This is a genomic window from Deinococcus sp. HSC-46F16 (genome assembly GCF_024171495.1).
GTDB lineage: Bacteria > Deinococcota > Deinococci > Deinococcales > Deinococcaceae > Deinococcus.
Map to the genome: position 1 here is coordinate 64,056 of NZ_JALJZW010000007.1, position 17,197 is coordinate 81,252.

At 68.7% G+C, this 17,197-nt stretch carries 19 protein-coding genes; 4 read left to right on the plus strand and 15 right to left on the minus strand.

Annotated features, from left to right (window positions below; translation table 11 throughout):
• The first annotated feature begins 15 nt into the window (after window positions 1–15).
• On the plus strand, window positions 16–723 hold the full coding sequence (gene deoD, locus L1280_RS13700; protein ID WP_253582848.1) for a purine-nucleoside phosphorylase: 708 nt from the start codon (window positions 16–18) through the stop codon (window positions 721–723).
• Between the two features lie 67 nt (window positions 724–790).
• Here deoD and L1280_RS13705 read toward each other — a convergent pair whose 3' ends face one another.
• Window positions 791–2,044 carry an RsmB/NOP family class I SAM-dependent RNA methyltransferase gene (locus L1280_RS13705; RefSeq protein WP_253582849.1) on the minus strand — a complete coding sequence of 418 codons (1,254 nt, stop codon included), beginning with the start codon at window positions 2,042–2,044 and terminating at the stop codon, window positions 791–793.
• Window positions 2,045–2,096: 52 nt separating this feature from the next.
• Window positions 2,097–3,341, minus strand: a complete 1,245-nt coding sequence (locus L1280_RS13710; RefSeq protein ID WP_253582850.1) for an MFS transporter — start codon at window positions 3,339–3,341, stop codon at window positions 2,097–2,099.
• 314 nt (window positions 3,342–3,655) lie between these two features.
• On the opposite strand from L1280_RS13710, the gene L1280_RS13715 reads away from it, so the two are divergent.
• The 3 genes from L1280_RS13715 (at window position 3,656) to L1280_RS13725 (ending at window position 7,795) form a co-directional block, all read left to right on the plus strand.
• Window positions 3,656–4,837: a maltose ABC transporter substrate-binding protein gene (locus tag L1280_RS13715; RefSeq protein ID WP_253582851.1), complete on the plus strand. Its 1,182-nt coding sequence runs from the start codon at window positions 3,656–3,658 to the stop codon at window positions 4,835–4,837.
• 178 nt (window positions 4,838–5,015) lie between these two features.
• The gene (locus tag L1280_RS13720) at window positions 5,016–6,422 is read left to right on the plus strand and encodes an ABC transporter permease subunit (protein ID WP_253582852.1); all 1,407 of its coding nucleotides are present in this window, start codon (window positions 5,016–5,018) and stop codon (window positions 6,420–6,422) included.
• Window positions 6,419–7,795, plus strand: a complete 1,377-nt coding sequence (locus L1280_RS13725) for a sugar ABC transporter permease (protein ID WP_253582853.1) — start codon at window positions 6,419–6,421, stop codon at window positions 7,793–7,795. The genes L1280_RS13720 and L1280_RS13725 overlap by 4 nt, the downstream gene beginning before the upstream one ends.
• 370 nt (window positions 7,796–8,165) lie before the next feature.
• Here L1280_RS13725 and L1280_RS13730 read toward each other — a convergent pair whose 3' ends face one another.
• The 13 genes from L1280_RS13730 to L1280_RS13790 all read right to left on the minus strand — a co-directional run bounded on the left by L1280_RS13730 (window position 8,166) and on the right by L1280_RS13790 (window position 17,192).
• Window positions 8,166–8,378 carry a hypothetical protein gene (locus tag L1280_RS13730; RefSeq protein WP_253582854.1) on the minus strand — a complete coding sequence of 71 codons (213 nt, stop codon included), beginning with the start codon at window positions 8,376–8,378 and terminating at the stop codon, window positions 8,166–8,168.
• Between the two features lie 9 nt (window positions 8,379–8,387).
• Window positions 8,388–8,555 (minus strand): hypothetical protein, encoded by a 168-nt coding sequence (locus tag L1280_RS13735; RefSeq protein WP_253582855.1) that lies wholly within the window; start codon window positions 8,553–8,555, stop codon window positions 8,388–8,390.
• On the minus strand, window positions 8,548–8,805 hold the full coding sequence (locus L1280_RS13740) for a hypothetical protein (protein WP_253582856.1): 258 nt from the start codon (window positions 8,803–8,805) through the stop codon (window positions 8,548–8,550). Before L1280_RS13740 ends, L1280_RS13735 begins: the two co-directional genes overlap by 8 nt.
• Before the next feature lie 647 nt (window positions 8,806–9,452).
• On the minus strand, window positions 9,453–9,866 hold the full coding sequence (locus tag L1280_RS13745) for a hypothetical protein (RefSeq protein WP_253582857.1): 414 nt from the start codon (window positions 9,864–9,866) through the stop codon (window positions 9,453–9,455).
• A 5-nt stretch (window positions 9,867–9,871) separates the two neighbouring features.
• Window positions 9,872–10,609 carry a M23 family metallopeptidase gene (locus L1280_RS13750; RefSeq protein ID WP_253582858.1) on the minus strand — a complete coding sequence of 246 codons (738 nt, stop codon included), beginning with the start codon at window positions 10,607–10,609 and terminating at the stop codon, window positions 9,872–9,874.
• A complete protein-coding gene (locus tag L1280_RS13755) occupies window positions 10,606–10,854 on the minus strand; it encodes a hypothetical protein (protein ID WP_253582859.1) in 249 nt (82 codons plus the stop codon). Before L1280_RS13755 ends, L1280_RS13750 begins: the two co-directional genes overlap by 4 nt.
• A gap of 5 nt (window positions 10,855–10,859) precedes the next feature.
• The gene (locus tag L1280_RS13760; protein WP_253582860.1) at window positions 10,860–11,171 is read right to left on the minus strand and encodes a hypothetical protein; all 312 of its coding nucleotides are present in this window, start codon (window positions 11,169–11,171) and stop codon (window positions 10,860–10,862) included.
• On the minus strand, window positions 11,152–11,598 hold the full coding sequence (locus L1280_RS13765; RefSeq protein ID WP_253582861.1) for a hypothetical protein: 447 nt from the start codon (window positions 11,596–11,598) through the stop codon (window positions 11,152–11,154). Before L1280_RS13765 ends, L1280_RS13760 begins: the two co-directional genes overlap by 20 nt.
• A gap of 14 nt (window positions 11,599–11,612) precedes the next feature.
• Window positions 11,613–11,939: a hypothetical protein gene (locus L1280_RS13770; protein ID WP_253582862.1), complete on the minus strand. Its 327-nt coding sequence runs from the start codon at window positions 11,937–11,939 to the stop codon at window positions 11,613–11,615.
• A gap of 84 nt (window positions 11,940–12,023) precedes the next feature.
• Complete coding sequence (locus L1280_RS13775) at window positions 12,024–12,212, minus strand: hypothetical protein (RefSeq protein ID WP_253582863.1); 189 nt, start codon at window positions 12,210–12,212, stop codon at window positions 12,024–12,026.
• Window positions 12,209–14,479 (minus strand): hypothetical protein, encoded by a 2,271-nt coding sequence (locus tag L1280_RS13780; protein WP_253582864.1) that lies wholly within the window; start codon window positions 14,477–14,479, stop codon window positions 12,209–12,211. Before L1280_RS13780 ends, L1280_RS13775 begins: the two co-directional genes overlap by 4 nt.
• Window positions 14,476–15,231, minus strand: a complete 756-nt coding sequence (locus tag L1280_RS13785) for a phage tail family protein (protein WP_253582865.1) — start codon at window positions 15,229–15,231, stop codon at window positions 14,476–14,478. Before L1280_RS13785 ends, L1280_RS13780 begins: the two co-directional genes overlap by 4 nt.
• Window positions 15,228–17,192, minus strand: coding sequence for a hypothetical protein (locus tag L1280_RS13790; protein ID WP_253582866.1), 1,965 nt, complete (start codon window positions 17,190–17,192; stop codon window positions 15,228–15,230). Before L1280_RS13790 ends, L1280_RS13785 begins: the two co-directional genes overlap by 4 nt.
• Window positions 17,193–17,197 lie beyond the last annotated feature (5 nt).

Below are 17,197 nucleotides of genomic sequence, written 5' to 3' on the forward strand. Positions count from 1 at the left end.
GTTACCCTGTCCCCGATGACGGTTCACCTGAACGCCAAAGAAGGCCAGATCGCCGAGACCGTGCTGCTGCCCGGCGACCCCCTCCGCGCCCAGCACATCGCGGAGACGTTTTTCGAGAATCCCGAACTGCACAACACCGTGCGCGGCATGCACGGCTACACCGGCACCTACAAGGGCCAGCGCGTCAGCGTGCAGGGCACCGGCATGGGCATCGCCTCCTCGATGATCTATGTCAGCGAGCTGATCACCGGCTACGGCTGCAAGAACCTGATCCGGGTGGGCACCTGCGGGTCCTATCAGGCGGACGTGCATGTGCGCGACCTGATCCTCGCGCAGGCGGCCTGCACCGACTCGAACATCAACAACATCCGTTTCGGGGCCAAGACCTTCGCGCCCATCGCCGACTTCGGGCTGCTGCTGCGGGCCTACCAAATTGCGCAGGAGCGGGGCTTCACCACCCACGTCGGCAACATCATGTCCTCGGACACCTTCTACCACGACGATTTCGACCAGTACAAACTCTGGGCCGAGTTCGGGGTGCTGGGCGTCGAGATGGAGGCTGCCGGACTGTACACCCTCGCCGCCAAGCACGGGGTCCGGGCACTGACCATCCTGACCGTCTCCGACCACCTCGTCACGCGGGAGGAGACGACCGCCGAGGAGCGTCAGACCACCTTCAACGGAATGATCGAGGTCGCGCTGGACGCGGCGCTGGGGCTGTAAGACCGGGACTCACCCACAGGGAGGCGAGCGCGTTGGCACTCGCCTCCCTTGCCGTTGGGGGCGATGCCTAGGGCTTCCGCCGCAGCCGGGCGATAAAAAAGCCGTCTATGCCGTCTTCCATGACGGTCAGCACGCCGTCTCCGGCCGGAACGGTGGGCAGGTCCAGGCCGGGCAGCGGCTCCGGCGAGAACTCCGGGTGGGTGGCAAGAAAGTCAGCCACGACTTTCGCCCCCTCCTGCGGCGCCACGCTGCACACGCTGTAGACCAACAGCCCGCCCGGCTCGACCAGCGCGGCGGCGTTCGGCAGCATCCGGCGCTGGAGGGTCGCCATCTCCCCCACCGCCTCCGGGGTCAGCCGCAGCTTGATCTCCGGGTGGGCGCGGAGGGTCCCCGTCCCCGTGCAGGGCGCGTCCAGCAGCACGAGGGGCGCGGGCGCCAGGTCCAGCGGCTCGCTCAGGTCATGCGTCACGAAGTCGGCACTCAGCCCCAGCCGCGCCAGATTCTGCCGGGCGGCGGCGTGCTTGCGCTCCGCCACGTCCACGCTGGTGACCTGTGCCCCCCGCGCGGCAAGCATAGCCGCCTTGATCCCCGCTCCCCCGGCGAGGTCCAGCACCCGTGCCCCCGCCACCTCCCCCAGCGCGTCCACGACCGCGAGGCTGGCCGGGTTGATGGGTTGCGCCTGCCCCCGGCGGTAGGCGGCATTCTCGCGCAGGGGCCGCGCCAACGTCACCCGGTCCACCCCATTCGGCCCCGGCTCCACGGCGCTGCCCTCGGCTTCCAGCGCCTGCACCCCGGCTTCCGAGAGACTCAGCCACAGCGGCTGCGGCGTGAGCAGGTCGGCCATCACCGCGTCGGCCCGCTCGCCGTAGGCCGACCGGAGGAGTTCGGTCAGCCAGCCGGGCAGGGCGAAACGCGTCTCCTCGGTGACGGGTGGAAGTTCCACCCGCCGCAGTACCGCGTTGACCAGGCCGGAGGGGGCCAGCCGCGCCCCCCGTGCCAGTCCCACGTACTCGCTGACGACCGCGTGGGGAGGCGTCCCCAGCACGAGCTTCTCGAAGGCCCCCGCCAGCAGCAGTGCCCGCGTCTTGGGGTGCGTCTCGCCGCGCAGCAGGGGGGTGAGGGCCGCCCCCAGGGTGGGCGCGTGGCGCAGGGTGCCGTAGACGATGTGGGTGGCGAGGCCCGCGTCGCGGGCGGGCAGCCGGGCAGCGGCCAGCGCACTGTCCAGCGCGGGCGCGGCGAACGTCTCGCCCGCCAGCACGCGCAGCAGGACGCGAACGGCCAGCGCACGGGCCGGATTGTAGGTGGGGCGCGGAGCCGTCATGGCGGGCAGCATAGAGCGGGGGACGGTCCGCACTCTGTCCCGGCAGGAAGAATCAGACTTTGGCCTCCTGGGCCGGGCGGACCTGGGGCCGGGCAATCAGGGTCCAGAGGAGCAGGGCGAGGAGAATGCCGCCGCTCAGGAAATAGGGGGCCGCGTGGCCGACGCCCTGGTACATCCCGGTGCCGATCAGGGGTCCCGTCATCCGGCCCAGGGCCAGGGCGCTGCTGTTCAGGCCCGCCACCGCGCCCTGCTGCCCCGCCCCCGCACTCAGCGAGAGGGCCGCGCTGAGGCTGGGGCCGAGGACCGCGCTGCCCACCCCGATCACCGCCAGCGCCGCCGTGATGGGCCAGAAGCTCTGCCCCAGCGGCAGCAGGAACATGCCCGCGCCCATCACCAGCAGCCCCAGCGAGATCAGCGGTCCCGGCGCGAACTTGCGGCTGAGCGGCCGCATCGCCCCGCCCTGCACCGCCGCCGCCAGCAACCCGAAGACCGCCAGCATCAGCCCCACCGTCCGCGCCGTGCCTTCCGGGGTCAGGCGCAGGGTGTCCTGCACGTAAAAGGCGATGGTCTGCTCCATGCCCACGCTCGCCAGGGTGTACAGGGCACTCACGGCCAGAAAGAGGAGGATGCCCGGCCGTCCCAGCAGGGCGCGGCGTTCCCCGGCGGGGGCAGGCGCCGCATCCGCCCGGCGCGTCTCGGGGAGGGTGCGCCACGCGGCGAATGCCGTGACCAGCCCCAGCCCCGCGCTGAAGAAGATGGGGGCAGTCAGCCCGAAGCCCGAGAGGGCGGCTCCCAGCGCAGGCCCGAACACCACCCCCAGCCCAAAGGCCGCGCCGATCAGGCCCATCGCGGCGGCGCGGTCCTTCTCGCTGCTGAGGTCGGCCATCATCGCCTGCGCGGTGGGCAGGGTCGCGCTCGACAGCACGCCGCCCACCACGCGGGAGGCGACCAGCAGGGCGAACAAGAGGCCCCCGGCGAGGACTCCCTGCGCCCCCAGCACCGCCAGCACCCCGAACAGCCCGAAGCTCAGCGAGAACCCGATCAAGCCCAGGATCAGCACCGGCTTGCGTCCCACCCGCTCGCTGCGGCTGCCCCAAATCGGCGAGAAGACGAACTGCGCGAGGCTGTAGGCGGTCGAGAACCAGCCGATCTGCGTCACCGAAAGGCCGAGTTCCCGCCCCAGCGGCGCGATGATGGGAAACAGCACGCTCAGGCCCAGCATGGCGACGAAGATGGTCAGAAACAGGGTCAGCTTGGGCGAGAGCGGGCCGCGTGGGCGGGTCGGAGCGGCGGTCATGGGGGCACTCTACACCACGACTGACCGCTCGGTCAGGACAAAGACCCCTCCTGCTCCGCCACAGTTCCATCACACGTTGAATTCAGTGCAAAAAAGCGGACTTTCCATGACAGGGACGTGAAAAGATCACCTTGAGTCTACCCTTGTCAAGTTAGGCCTTGTTGCCTATACTGGGCCTCAGCCACCGGAGCAAGTGCAGGCAAAGACGCGGCAGTTCAGGCTCACCCGGAAGTGAGCGCAGCGCCCAGGTGGTCCCCAATGTCTGTTCCCTCGCTGGAAGCGGTTTCATCCTCTCGCTTCCCCAAGGAGTTGCCATGAAGAAAGCTTTGACGGTTCTGTCCCTTGCCCTGTTGGGGAGCGCCAGCGCGGCCAACCTGACGGTCTGGACCCACTTTGGTGGCCCCGAGCTGACCTGGCTGCGCGGCCAGGCCGACGCCTTCAAGAAGAAGACCGGCCACAACATCCAGATCGTCAGCGTCCCCTTTGACCAGATTCCGGACAAGCTCATCCAGAGCGCTCCCAAGGGTCAGGGGCCGGACCTCGTGCTGACCCTGCCGCAAGACCGCCTCGGGCAGCTCGCGGCGGCGGGCGTGATCGACTCCATGGACCGCTACGTGACGAGCCGCAGCGACTTTGACCGGACCGCTCTCTCGGCCATGACCTACAAGGGCAAGCTGATGGGTCTGCCCATGTCCGCCGAGTCCGTGGCGCTCGTTTACAACAAGAAGCTGGTTCCCAACGCTCCCACGACCTGGTCGCAGTTCCTCAGCGTCGCCCAGAAGAACACCGGCAGCGGCCGTTTCGGCTTCCTGACGGACATCGGCGAGGCGTACAGCAACTACGGCATCATCAGCGCCTACGGCGGCTACGTGTTCAGAAACACGAGCGGCACGCTGAACACCAAGGACGTGGGTCTGGCCAACGCGGGTGCCGACAAGGCCAGCGCGTTCCTGAACGACCTGCGTTACAAGTACAACCTCGTTCCCGAGGGGGTGACGGGTGACGCCGTCAAGAGCGCCTTCTTGGACGGCCGGGCGGCCATGATCGTCACGGGTCCCTGGAACATGGGCGACATCAAGAAGGCAGGCATCAACTTCGGCATCGCCCCCTTCCCCACCCCTCCCGGCGCGAGCGGCAAGTGGAGCCCCTTCGTGGGCGTGCAGGGCGTGATGCTCAACGCCTACAGCAAGAACAAGGCGGTGGCGGCGCAGTTCGCCCGTGAGATCGTCAAGAGCGACGCGCAGGTGTCCTTCAACAAGGCGGGCGGCCGCATCCCGGTGAGTCTCTCGGCCCGCACCAAGCTCAAGAGCGACCCGGTGGTCGTCGGCTTCGGCAAGACCATCAGCATGGGCACCCCGATGCCGAACGTCGTGGAGATGGGTGCCGTCTGGGGTCCCTGGACCAACGCCATCGGCCAGAGCGTGCAGAAGCCCAACCAGAACTACAGCCAGATTCTTGACCGGGCCGTGCAGGAGATCAACAAGAACATCAAGTAATCCCACAGGAGGAGAGGCCAGCCGCACCGGGTCTCTCCTCTTTTGCTGGACTTCGGCGGACGGGCAGCGGGCTCGTCCGCCGCTCGCGTGGAGGAGTATGGTGGGAACCACCAACCTGCTGCGCCGCCTGCGGTCCTGACCCGTCCTACCCCTGTTTGTGAGGAGGCCTCCTACCCCTATGACCCTGACCGCTTCTTCTGCCCGCCCGCGCAGCGCCGCTCCCCCGGACGGCGTGCGCGGTTTTTTGTTGGCGATCCTGATTCTGGCCGTGCTGCTGGGCGGTGCCGTGCTGGTCGGCTGGCTGCTCTCGGGCCTGACCGCCCGCTTCTTCCCGGAAGCGCCCCCCTACCTGATTCTGGTCTATACCCTGGGGGCGCTGCTGCTGGGGATGCCGGTGGTCGCGCGGCTCTTTCCCTGGATGCTGAGCTGGTATTACCTCGTGCCGTCGCTGGTGTTCCTGTCGGCCTTCACGGTGCTGCCCATCGTGCTGACGGTGAACTACGCCTTTACCAACTACAGCGGGCAAAACAGCGGCAACCCCGACACGGGCGTGCGGACCGAAGCGGTGCTCTCGCCGGATCGCCGCACCCTGACGCTGGCCGAGATTCCCGAGGGGGACTCGTTGGCCGAGTTCCTGCGCTGCACCACCCCCAATTGCGTGGGCGACACGGCGGTGCTGTACGACGAGGACGCCTCCACACCCGTGCGGGCGCAGATCGCTTCCGTGGAGGGCCGCAGCGTCACCCTGGCCGCCCCCGTGCCCGAGACCTTCCAGCCCGTCAGTGTGACGCGCCTCAACCGCTACGAGTTTGTGGGGCTCGCCAACTTCCGCGAGATCTTCGCACGGGCGAGCAGTGCGCTGTGGCCGGTCTTCGTGTGGACGGTGGTGTTCGCCTTTTCCACAGTGGTGATCAATGCCATCGCCGGACTGATCCTGGGCATCCTGCTCTACAACAAGCGCCTCAAGGGCCGCAACGTCTACCGCACGCTGCTCTTTTTGCCGTGGGCGATTCCGGCGGTGATCAGCGTGCAAATGTGGAAGGCGCTGCTCAACCAGCAGTTCGGGATCGTGAACAAGACGCTGGGCTTGCTGGGCATCGCGGCGATTCCCTGGCTGGGTGACCCGCTGTGGGCCAAGATCAGCGTGCTGCTCGTGAACCTGTGGCTGGGCTTTCCCTACATGATGACGGCCACCATCAGTGCGCTGGCGACCATCAACGACGACCTCTACGAGGCGGCCAGCATCGACGGTGCGAGCCGCTGGCAGCAGATCCAGAACATTACGCTGCCGCTGCTGCGCAACTCGTTCACGCCGATTCTTCTGTCGGGATTCGCCTTCAACTTCAACAATTTCGGCATCATCTATCTGCTCACCCAGGGCGGGCCGACGCAAGAAGGCCGTGACGCCACCGCCCAAAGCACCGACATTCTGCTGTCGTGGGGCTATAACACGGCCTTCGCGGCCAGCGGGGGGCAAAACTACGCCCTGGCCAGCGCCATCGCGCTGATCGTCTTTTTCCTGACCCTCGCCATCAGTCTGGTGAACTTCAAGGCGGCTGGGGTCTTTGAGGAGGCCCGGCGATGACCACGGCGCCCCGTGACCAGAATCTGCCGCCCGGCGGCTACGTCCATAAGGAGCCTGGCTTTCTGCGCCGCGCCCTGCCCTGGCTGGCGCTGGCCGCGCTGCTCGTCGGCTTCGGTGTGCTGGCCTATTACCTCGTGCAGAGCATGGAAGGACGCCAGCGCAGCTTTTCCATCTACTTCGTGGAAAACGGCTGGGTGCGCTTCCTGCTGTTCTTGCTGGCGGCGAGCGGCGTCCTGGCGCTCACCAGCCTGATCGGGCAGCGGTGGGGGCAGGCCCGCACCGGGCGCCGGATCAGTTACCTCGCAGTGCTGGGCGATCAGCTCACGCACCTGTTCCTGATTCTGGTCGTCCTCGTGGCGATCTATCCCCTGTTCTACGTGCTGCTGGCGGCCTTCGACCCGCGCAACAGCCTCTTCGCGTTCCCCGACTTCGAGAATCCCAATATCCTCTACCGCTCGGGCCTGCTGCCCAACCTGGACGTGCTGAGTCTGGAAAACTTCGCGCGGCTGTTCAACGGCATCACCATTCCGGGCTGGCAACTGCTGCTGGCGGGAATGGTCGGGGCGGCCCTGGCGGCGGTGTTGCTGTTGGCGCTCGCCGGGCGCCTGGGCCGCGACAGCGAGGGCCTGAGCCGTGCCCGGTCATGGGCGCTGTACCTGCTTGTCGGGGCGCTCGCGCTGCTGGTGGTCTTCATGACCCCGGCGCAGTTCACGGGGCCGGACAACGAGAGCCGCTTCGTGCTCTCGGTGCGCAACACGCTGCTGGTGTCTGGCCTGACCGGGGTGCTGGCGATTCTGCTCTCGACCACCTCCGGGTATGCGATGGCGCGGCTGCGCTTTCCGGGCCGCTTCCAGATGCTGCTCTTTTACATCTTCATCCAGATGTTCCCGGTCTTCTTGGCGCTCGTCGCCGTCTACGCGCTGATGGTGACGCTGGGCCTGACGAACACCTTCACCGGGCTGATCCTGGCCTATTCGGGCGGGGCGATCGCCTTCAACACCTGGATTTTCAAGGGGTATGTGGAGAGCCTGCCCGAGTCGCTGGAGGAAGCGGCGATGGTGGACGGCGCGACCCGCTGGCAGAGCTTTATTCGGGTGGTGCTGCCGCTCTCAGGCGGGATGCTGGCCTTCATCTTCCTGAACCAGTTCATCGGCACCTACGCCGAGTTCATCCTGGCGAACGTGCTGCTGACCGGCGTGGAGAAGTGGACCGTCGGCGTGATGCTGCTGAGCTTCACCCAGGGCCAGTTCTCGACCCAGTGGGGCGTGTTCGCCGCCGCCGCGACCCTGGGGGCGCTGCCCATCGTGGGCCTGTTCTACGGCTTCCAGCGCTACTTCGTGGGCGGAACGGTGGCCGGGGGCGTCAAGGAATAAGCCGCCTCGACGTGAAGGCCCCCGGCACGTGTGCCTGGGGCTTTTTCTTCGCGCCCACCAAAGGAAAAGCCCCCGCCGGAGCGGGGGCCATCTGGTAGAACCGAGGGGATTTGAACCCCTGACCCCTACCGTGTCAATCCCATGCGGCCCAGTCCATTGGAATCCCCTGGAATCCGTTGGAGTCCTCTAGCACGTGGTTTCTCGACTTACATCGGACAGTAGAGAGGAATGGAGAGGAATGGAGAACGGTGGCGCTGCTGCAACCGCTGCTGCTTTTTTCCTGCATCTCGCGCCTACCTTTCCGCCCGGGACTAGCGACCCCTTTGGTCCCGCCCCCTTATCCCCAGCTCCGTCCACAGCCTGTGGACAACTACTGCTCCAGCCATCCCCTCATCTCGCGCCAGCCGCCGCGCGCGTAGCCGTCCTCTCCCTCACCGTGCAACAGGCGCCACTGCCAAACGCCGCCCTCGCGGGTCATGGTGGCCAGCTCGCCGCTTTTGCGCTGGGCATGATAGAGCTGACGCTCCTGCGTGCTGCTGTCTTCGGGGGGAAGGGGGCGACCTGGGCGGAACTCTACAGTCATGGGCGGAGGTTACTGTCCCCACACCGCCCACGCGAACGCCCCCAGCACCGGCACGGCCACGATCACCCCCAGCACCAGCGTCTCGGGCTCGCGGTAGCCCAGCCAATTGAGCGTGAGCCCGGCGGCGGCGCAGGCCAGGGCGAACCAGAACACGGCGGGCGGGGGGCGCTCAGGCATGGCCCGCGTCCCCCGGACACGGCTCGACGAACTCGACGTCGAGCCAGTAGGCGGCGGCGTCCTCGTCGGCCACCTGTTCGCGCAGCAGCTCCCACACCTCGGCGCGGAGGGTCTCGTCGCAGCCGAGCCGGTCCGCGAGGGCCGTGCGCTCCTCAGCGCTGGGGCCGTCGTGCCCGTAACCCTGGTCCTCTGCATAGGCCTGCGCGAGCAGGTCGGCGATCTCGGGCGCAGTCAGAGAAGCAGGGTGCATAGGGGCAGGGTAGTCAAAAAAGGCCCCACCCCGCCGCATGGCGAAGGTGGGGCATTAGCCTAACTTTATGGATTTAGTTGCGCGTTGTCCGGAAGAAGATTCCACTTAGTTGAGAGCTGTTCTGCAGCGTGAACTCATCACACGGAGCCACGAACTTGACGAACACAAAGAGGGTGTCGGTTTGCTGGTCCCCTACAGCCCTTAAATTGAAAGCGCAAGTGGTCGTGCTCTCACTAAACGTCGTAGTCCCCGTTGCGGTGAAGCGTCCGTCGACGACTTGGCCATCAATGGGGAGGCGGGCATTATCACGCAGTCTCATCTCACCGGTCACTCTGTTTCCTGCGTGCTGCAGTGTGAGCGTCCCCGCCCCACTCGCCAGTTCGCGCGCGTAAGTCCCCTCCCACGAGCCGGCGAATTGAAATGGTATTTCTGTTTTTACAGGTTGTGGAGCTGAGGCACAAGCCGTGAGCAGGCCAAACATACCAAGCGTTAGAAGGGCTACTTGTTTCACTCTCCGACAATACCTCAAGGCCAGAAAGTGCTTAAGTAAATTTAGCGTCGGCCACCGTTGGGTTACATCCCACTAGGTTCAAAGGGCCGCCCCCCGCCCCAGCCGAAGCCGGAAGCGGGGGGCAGGTGCCGAGGGGTCAGTGCCCCGTCAAGTCGTTCAGGGTGGCATCCACCCACTCAGCCGTGCTGTCGGGCATGGGGGCCGGGTTATACCTCGCCTCTGCCTTGGCCCTGGCCTTCGCGCCGTTGATCTGGATGCCGGTGATGGCGTCCTTGCCCCCTGAGGCCACCAGCCCGGACAGCAGACCCAGCACCGCCCCCGACCACGCAGGTGGGAACGCCACGAGGTCTGCGAGGTCGGCCAGCCCCCCGGCCGCCAGCAGCGCCCCCAGCCCGGCGCCGATCAGCACCGAGAGCACCACCACCCGGCGCCCCTTCAGCGTCTCGCGCTCGCCCTTAGCGTTCTTCCGACCCAGGTGCACCTTCAGCAGTTGGGTCAGCGCCAGCACCAGTCCGGCGAGCGCCGCGACTGTGGCAATCAGTTGCAGCATGTCCATCAGATCAACCCCGCTTCCCGGAGCTTCTTGTCTCCGACCTTCACCACGCGCCGCTCGCGCGTCTTTGTGTTCTCGACGACCGACACCCACTCGCCCTCCAGGGGCTGCATGGCCTCGTCGTGAAGCTGGTACCAGTTCAGCGGCACCGCCCGGCTGGGTTGATCGACGACCACCCCGCCGCCGCGCCGCTCCCCCCGCGCGACCTCCACCTCGGCCAGCGTCCGCAGCGCCCCGTGCTCGGCCAGCCAGTCCTCGGGGTCGTGGTAGTGCTCGCGGATGTAGTCGGTGGCCTGCCTGCGGGTGTTGTACCGATTCGAGGCCCAGAAGTCCGGCGGCAGCAGCGAGCGCCTGACCTCGAAATGCAGGTGCGCCCAGCCCCGGTTTCCCTCCATTTTTCCGATCTGACCGATGATGTCGCCCATGCGGACGGTCTGCCCGACCTGGACCGTGATGCCGTAGACGTGCCCGTACTGGGTCCACACGCCGAGGTCGGGGTGATGGATCAGCACGATGCCGCCCCACTTCGGGAACGTCCCCGCCGCGACGACCACACCATCCGCGACGGCCCGGACCCGGTTGCCGAGGTCGGAGTCCCCGCCGCGCACGTCGTTGAGGTCGATGCCGCTGTGGGCCTGCTTGGTGCCGGGGTAGTAGCCGGGGTCGAGAAAGGCACAGCCGGGCTGAATGCTGTAGCGGATGGTGTCCGTCTCCAGCACGGGATTGCAGACGAAGGTCATGGCGCTCCAGTCGGGCCGTCCAGCCCAGGGATGTAGGGGGGGTCGAGGAATTGCAGGACGGTGCGGCCCTCGTGTCCGTGGATGGTCACCACGTCGGCGGTCGAGGTATAGAGGGCGGTCGAGCAGGGCGGCACCCGCCAGCGCATCGCCGCCGTTCCGTCGTGAAACTCGACGCCCTCGGCGACGACCCCGCAGCCGCTGGACCCACTCACGTCTTCCTCGCGTACCAGATGGAATCGCCGCATCCGCATCACTCCCCCTTCGGGTCGTCAGGCCACTTGGTCCGGTCGTAGCCCAGCCGCTCGGCTTCTAACCGGGCTTGCAGGGCGAGGTGCCGCCACGCATCGCGCTCGCGGGTCATGATGGTCAGTCGCTTCTCCACGAGGTCGAGGCGTTCCTCGACCAGGGCGAGGCGGGCGGCGAGGTCCGTGCGAAGTTCCTTCTCCTGCCCGGCGGCCCCGGTGAGGACTCCCCGCAGGAAGACCCCCAGCAGCGTGATGACTCCCCCTCCACCCAGCCACACCGCCGCCTGCCCGAACACGTCACTGCCGGGCTGAGCCATGCCCACTCCGGCCCCGGCTCATCACGCGCCGCCGGAACCACCGCACCTGCGTCATGTAGGCCCACAGCGAGCGCCCGAACAGCATCACGCCCACACTGCCAAGCGAGAAGTAGAAGAGGGTGGACGGCACCAGGCCCGCGCCCGAGGCGTAGACAGCCGCCACCACGAAGCTGCAATAGGCCGAGAAGGCCGTGCTGATTAACCCCAGCGGCACGCGCGTCGGCACGAAGATCAACAGCAGCGCGGCCACGAGGTTCCAGGTGCCCCACAGGTACCAGTCCATGACCTCGGCGAAGGGCCGGAAGGTGATGGGCAGCAGCTCCGGCAGGTCGGGCCGGGGGAACACACAGGCGACGAAGACGAGGTGCGCCACGGCGAGCGTCCAGCGCAGCGCGAAGGCCACCCCATCCCAGAACAGGGGCGGCATGGGACGCGGCGCCCTCACAGCGCCCCCCGCCAGCGGCTCCCGTCCCAGTACTCCCAGCGCCAGGTCGTCAGGGTCCACAGCTCGCGGGGCGGGATGTTGGTCTTGGTGCGGGTCACGTCCCAGGCGCCGATCTCGGGCTTGACGGGCTGGTACGGCGCACCGTTGCGCTTGACGTTGATCGTGCTGGACTTGCGGACGCGGGCCGCGCCTTTGCAGGTCGTGGGCAGGCGGGGGACGGCCTTGTAGACCGCACCGAAGTGGTAGTCCCGGTAGACGATGACGGGGCAGTAGGTGGTGGGTTGTTGGGCGCTGAGCAGCAGCGCCAGGGTCAGGGGGGACATGGGGCCTCCATGCCCCTCAGGCTGCCTGTGGGGGTGACACCCGGCAGGAAGGGGCAAAGGAAGACCCCCGCCCCCGCGCGGGGGCTACGGCACCAGCCGCAACAGCTCGTCGAGGGTCTTCAGCAGCGGCGAGAGGTGGTGCCACGCTGCCCCCACCATCACCACGTTGACCACGAGGAGCGCCCACCAGAATCGGGAGCGCCCCCGCGTGTGGAGCAGACTGGCGGCGGCAAAGCCTGCTCCACACGCGGCCAAGGTCAGAGTCAGCATCACGCGTCCGCCTCCCACGCCACGGTGACTGTCACCCCGGCAGGCGGAGCGGGCGTCACCCCCACCACGATCAGGTCGGAGTTGGAGGCGAGCCGTGCATAGGCCTGGCCCGCATAGTCGCCCCCCGCCGTGCCCATGATCATCGCCCGCAGCATCCCCGGCTGCTGCCCCAGGCCGTGCTCCGGCTGCCCGAAGGAATTGACGCTGTCGACGTAGACCTTTCCCCGCGTCTTGAGCGGCCCCTCGGTGGTCCGGACCCCGGTGAGGTGCGCGGTGCCGCCGTCCTGCATGACCGGGGTGGTCGTCCCGATGGCCCGCAGGTCGTGCCCGCTGATCCGGCTCCCCGAGGCGGCATACACCCCGAACCGCTGCCCGCCCGCCCGCACGCCGCGCAGCTCCACCACGCTGTTCCGGGTGGCGAGCACCCCGGCCTGCGTGCCGTTGCCGCCGTAGTCGCCTCCCACCAGAGTCGCCCGCGTGTTGTCGAGGTGGAGGCCCCCCGCCCCGTTGCCCCGGCTGGTGAGGGGGCCGAGCTCCAGCCCCACCGTGTCCACGGCGTACAGCCCCGCGTCCGCGTTGTCCGCCAGCATGCCCCCGAGGATGCGGATATCGTCCCCGTCGTTGATGCTGATGGCGTCCCGGCGGTAGGTGTTGTGGCCCTGGATGCTCGCCACGCCCACCCCGGTGCGTCTCGCGGTGACGGTCCCCAGGGTGATGTTGCGGGCCGGGCGACCTGCCCCATAGCGCAGGGAGGCCGCGTGCGTCCGGCTGCCCGCGATGGCGAGCGCCCCGGCCACGATGTCGGCGGCGTCCAGCGTGCCCCCCGAGAGGTTGATGTCCTCGACGCCGTAGAGGGTCAGCAGGTGGGGGAGGGAGTACCCGACGAGGACCCGAACGCCCTCCCGCATCTCGTACACCGCCTCGCGCCGCGTGGCGTCCCGCCCGACCAGCGTGCCGCTGAGGGTGTGCCCACGCTGGTAGCCGCGTGCCGACTCCTGGAAGGCCACCGCGTCGTCCCGGAACCGCTCATAGCGGTGCGCCCCGATGATCTGGAAGTCCTCGCCCGCGCCGAAGAAGGTGCAGAAAGTCCCCCAAGAGTCGAACCCCTGGAGGTTTTCCATGATGAGGCCGATGGTGGGGTCGTCCTCGGGGGAGTCCGAGAACAGCCCGGCCAGGGGGATGTTGCGGAACACGAGGCCGGAGACGCGGGCATAGTGCGAGCCGGACACGTCGATGCCCACCGTGCCGATCAGGTGCTGGTCGCTGTTCTGATCGAGCGTGAAATTGAGGAGCTGGGCGTGCTCATGCGGCCCCACCACGTCGGCCAGCCGGAACATGTGGCCGTACTGCTGGTTTTTCACGGCGTTGCGGACCACAGTGGCCGGGCCGTCGCCCCGGAACACCTGCCCCGGCCACAGCCGCAGGCCCGCGTTGCCGCTGGCGGGGGTGTCGTGGCTGATCGTGTAGGGACCGGCCTCGGCGGGGAGGTACATCTCCCGGCGGTCCCGGTGCAGCGCCAGGGCCTCGTTGAGCCGGTAGGCGCGTTCGGTGGGGGTGGCGATGCCCCTCAGCACGTCGGGGGCGTACACCGGCCCCCGGTTGCGCAGGGTCGTGGCGGTGACCGTCGGCTCCCCTACGGGCACCCATGCGGGGGCCACCTGTTCACCTCGCCCGTAGATGGCGCCAGTCGGATAGGCCACGATCTGCACGGCGCCGTTCTGGACCAGCGACCCGATGATGTACTCGGGCTGGCCCCTGGCCGTCCATTGGGCATAGGTGGGAGCGGCGAGGGCAGCGGTCAAGGACCGAAATTCCGGGTCTACCCCGGCGATTTTCAGGGCCTCGGCCTGGGTCTGCCGCAGCTCGGGCAGCAGCGTCTGCCCCTCGGTGAGCAGCCCGGTCAGCGACCCCAGCATCTCCGGCGTGGCGAGTTGCGCTTGCCCAGCCCGCAGCAGGGCCACCACGTCGATCTCGCCCGCCACCGCACCCGGCGTGAAGGTCACGCTGCTGACAGCGGTCCGCCCCCGTTTGACCGTCAGGCGGTAGGTGATGCCCGCGACCTCGGTGGAGTTGAGGCGGTAGGGCGAGCCGTCCTCGCTGACGGCCCACCCCGCCTCGTTGATGCGCCCGACTGGGAAGCCCACGCGGGCGCTCACCCCATCCTGCCCGATGGCCCCGTGCGGCCCGTCGGCCGTGATCTCGAAGGTCAGGTCGGAGTCGTCCCCGTCGCGGGCGTGCTTGTAGTTCAGGACTGGCAGCGTGGCCGTCATAGGTCTCCTTCCCTCCAGGCGACTTCGGCCGCCGCACCGGGCGCCGTCAGTGTCAGGGAGCGCGTGCCCGGTTCCAGATGCGGCAGCGGCCCGGTCACGTACAGCGACACGTCCGCCCCGTTCAGGGTCGCGGACCACCCCCGGCGGCTGTCCAGCGTGAGCGTCTGCCCTGCCGGGACCGTGCTGCGCCAGATCGTCAGCCCGGCGTCACTGAGGATGCTGGGGTTGGTGACAGCCGCCCCTCCCGCCGTGAGGCTCACCCGCAGCCCGGTGGGAGCCTGCCCCCCAATTCGCACCGCCTGGGGCGCTCCGACCACGAGCGGGCGAGGAGCCACGTCGGTCCAGAAGTAAGGCGAGGTGCACTCCAGCGTCAGTTCCACCTCGCCGCCCGACTGCGGGGACCCCTGGAAGCTGCGCCGCACGCTGCTCACCCCCGCGATTTCCAGCGTCCCGCCCGGCGTGCGGGTGTAGGTGCCGATCTGATCGGCCAGGCCCACCAGCTCGCGCTGGAGCGCGAAGGCGTCGTCGTGCGTGCGGCCCCAGGTGCCCAGTGTGACCACAAGCTGCCCCGCCCTGGGGCGCCGCTCGCCGATGAAGACCTTCTGCCCGGTGCCCGGCACTTCCTCCACCCCGCCGATGGGCACGAGGTCCGGCAGGCCCTCCCGCTTGACCGCCAGCACCTGTTCCCGCGTCTGACGGTGCAGCGCGATCAGCTCGCGCCCCTCCCGGTCTCCCAGTATCCGCTCGATCATCCCTCTCCCCCCGGCCTGTTCTGAAGCCGCTGCACCCGCTCAATGCCCTCGAAGGCCCGCCGCAGCGCCTGTGTGCCGTTCAGCGCCTGCGGCGTGCCCGCCTCGATAAAGCTGCGCCCCGCCGTGAGGTCGTAGACGCCCCGCGTCACCTGAAGCACCGTCTCCCCGTCCTCGTCGTCGAAACCCGCCACGCCCGACACTTCCAGCCGCCGCAGGTCCGGGTAACGCCCCACCCAGGACCGCACCGGGCTGAGCAGCGGTTGCAGCCGCCCGATGGCGTAGGCGAGCAGCCCCGCCTCGTCGCTGAGGTTGACGCCGATCCAGCCCATGTCGGCCACGCTGCCCGTGAGGATCAGGTCGGAGAGTTTGGCCGCATGGGGCAGCGCCCACACCCGCCGCCCGGTGTCGGGGTCATCGTCCTGGCGGGTCAGCGCCACGGTCGCGGGGGGCGAGACGGACAGGTCCACGGCCTCGACGGCCGTGACGCTGGCGCCGGTGGTCACGGTGTCGCCCGCGTGCCACTTGCGGACGATCAGGAACCCCACCCGCACCGAGGTCGGGGCCTGCCACGGCCGCTGGGTGTAGCGGTGGCCCTGGGGGGTGGCGACGAGCTGCCCCGGCACCACCCCGCGCACGGCCGGGACCGCCGCACTCGCCACCGTGCCCCGAATGGCCGGGCCGTCCGGCACCGGGGCGTCGGTCAGCAGGCCAAACCCGTGCGGGTGCCCCTGCCCCGCGTTCAGCCGGGCATTGTAGTCCGCCGTGTCGTAGCTCACCTGCACCGTGGCGTTGCCGGGAAACAGGTAGGTCTGCCCGGTCGTGGTGTGCACGAAGGCCCCCCCGGTGGGCGTGGCGGGCCTGGCGGGGGCGAGCGCCCCGTTCACCGTCGCGACGACCGTCACCCCCGCCGTCGCCCCGGTCACGTTGAGGCTGTACTGGTCCCCCATGCTCCCCGCCGGGAGGGTGATGGCCTCCTGCCCCACCGCGAGCAGCGGCAGTGTCTCGCCGTACAGCGCCGTGGTGTCGAGGTTCAGCCCGTCCACTAGCCGCCCGGCCCAGGCGGGCGTGTAGGCGGGGTGCTGCGCCGTCTGGAGGGCCACGAGGTTCGGGCCGTCCGGGTGCCGCAGCCCCAGCGTCACGGTCTCGGTCTCCCCCGCGTAGGGGTTGACCAGCGTGGTCGTCACGCTGCTGGGGAGGGTGTCCATCAGCCACGACTCCCCCAGCAGCAACACGTCCGGCGTGTACTTGTACTCGAAAAAGGCGGGCGCCCCGCTGGGTTTGGTGTAGCCGAAGCGGATGCAGTTGGCGTACTCGCCCGTCTCGCCGGGGGGCCGGTCAGAGTCGATACGTGGGAAGCGGTGCGCGAGGTCGTCGGTGAGCACATGCACGCCCACCCGCGCCCGCGCGTCCACACCCCAGGTGCCGCCCTGGGTAGCAGCGAGCCCCTGCCCGAAAGCGTCGGCCACGAGTTCCGAGAGCGTCAGCGCCCGCAGGGTCACGTCAAGGTCGGGCAGCTCGCCCACCGTCACGCCGGGAGGCAGCACTGCGCGGGCCAGCACACCCTGAAAGTAGGGGCGGAAGCGGGCCTCCCAGGGCAGAACGGTCCCGTCCGGCCCCACGTCGCTCTTCCAGCGGGCACGGCCCACGCGCTCCTTGAGCCCGGCCAGCGCCAGCGCGACCTGACGGTCTTTGATGCGTGGCTCGTTGGTGACCTCTCCCAGGTAGATCGGGTCGGGATTCCCGTCCGCGAGGTACACGCGCACCCAGTCGCGCGGGGCGAGGCGCTGGCCGGGCGAGCGCGGGATGCCGCTGAGGTTGAGGCTGCCCGTGCCGGAGAAGCCGCCCGGCAGCACTTCCAACTTGCCGCCCAGCGGGGCAATCTCTCCTTCCCCGTAGAGGCCCCCCGCCCGCTGGAAAACGCTGGCGAAGGGGAGCGTGGCTCCCGGACGGCTGAACGTCACCCAGT

Excerpts from the sequence above, each read along its gene's own strand:
- deoD (WP_253582848.1), top strand. The coding sequence starts at position 16 with ATGACGGTTCACCTGAACGCCAAAGAAGGCCAGATCGCCGAGACCGTG.
- L1280_RS13705 (WP_253582849.1), bottom strand. The coding sequence starts at position 2,044 with ATGACGGCTCCGCGCCCCACCTACAATCCGGCCCGTGCGCTGGCCGTT.
- L1280_RS13710 (WP_253582850.1), bottom strand. The coding sequence starts at position 3,341 with ATGACCGCCGCTCCGACCCGCCCACGCGGCCCGCTCTCGCCCAAGCTG.
- L1280_RS13715 (WP_253582851.1), top strand. The coding sequence starts at position 3,656 with ATGAAGAAAGCTTTGACGGTTCTGTCCCTTGCCCTGTTGGGGAGCGCC.
- L1280_RS13720 (WP_253582852.1), top strand. The coding sequence starts at position 5,016 with ATGACCCTGACCGCTTCTTCTGCCCGCCCGCGCAGCGCCGCTCCCCCG.
- L1280_RS13725 (WP_253582853.1), top strand. The coding sequence starts at position 6,419 with ATGACCACGGCGCCCCGTGACCAGAATCTGCCGCCCGGCGGCTACGTC.
- L1280_RS13730 (WP_253582854.1), bottom strand. The coding sequence starts at position 8,378 with ATGACTGTAGAGTTCCGCCCAGGTCGCCCCCTTCCCCCCGAAGACAGC.
- L1280_RS13735 (WP_253582855.1), bottom strand. The coding sequence starts at position 8,555 with ATGCCTGAGCGCCCCCCGCCCGCCGTGTTCTGGTTCGCCCTGGCCTGC.
- L1280_RS13740 (WP_253582856.1), bottom strand. The coding sequence starts at position 8,805 with ATGCACCCTGCTTCTCTGACTGCGCCCGAGATCGCCGACCTGCTCGCG.
- L1280_RS13745 (WP_253582857.1), bottom strand. The coding sequence starts at position 9,866 with ATGCTGCAACTGATTGCCACAGTCGCGGCGCTCGCCGGACTGGTGCTG.
- L1280_RS13750 (WP_253582858.1), bottom strand. The coding sequence starts at position 10,609 with ATGACCTTCGTCTGCAATCCCGTGCTGGAGACGGACACCATCCGCTAC.
- L1280_RS13755 (WP_253582859.1), bottom strand. The coding sequence starts at position 10,854 with ATGCGGCGATTCCATCTGGTACGCGAGGAAGACGTGAGTGGGTCCAGC.
- L1280_RS13760 (WP_253582860.1), bottom strand. The coding sequence starts at position 11,171 with ATGGCTCAGCCCGGCAGTGACGTGTTCGGGCAGGCGGCGGTGTGGCTG.
- L1280_RS13765 (WP_253582861.1), bottom strand. The coding sequence starts at position 11,598 with ATGCCGCCCCTGTTCTGGGATGGGGTGGCCTTCGCGCTGCGCTGGACG.
- L1280_RS13770 (WP_253582862.1), bottom strand. The coding sequence starts at position 11,939 with ATGTCCCCCCTGACCCTGGCGCTGCTGCTCAGCGCCCAACAACCCACC.
- L1280_RS13780 (WP_253582864.1), bottom strand. The coding sequence starts at position 14,479 with ATGACGGCCACGCTGCCAGTCCTGAACTACAAGCACGCCCGCGACGGG.
- L1280_RS13785 (WP_253582865.1), bottom strand. The coding sequence starts at position 15,231 with ATGATCGAGCGGATACTGGGAGACCGGGAGGGGCGCGAGCTGATCGCG.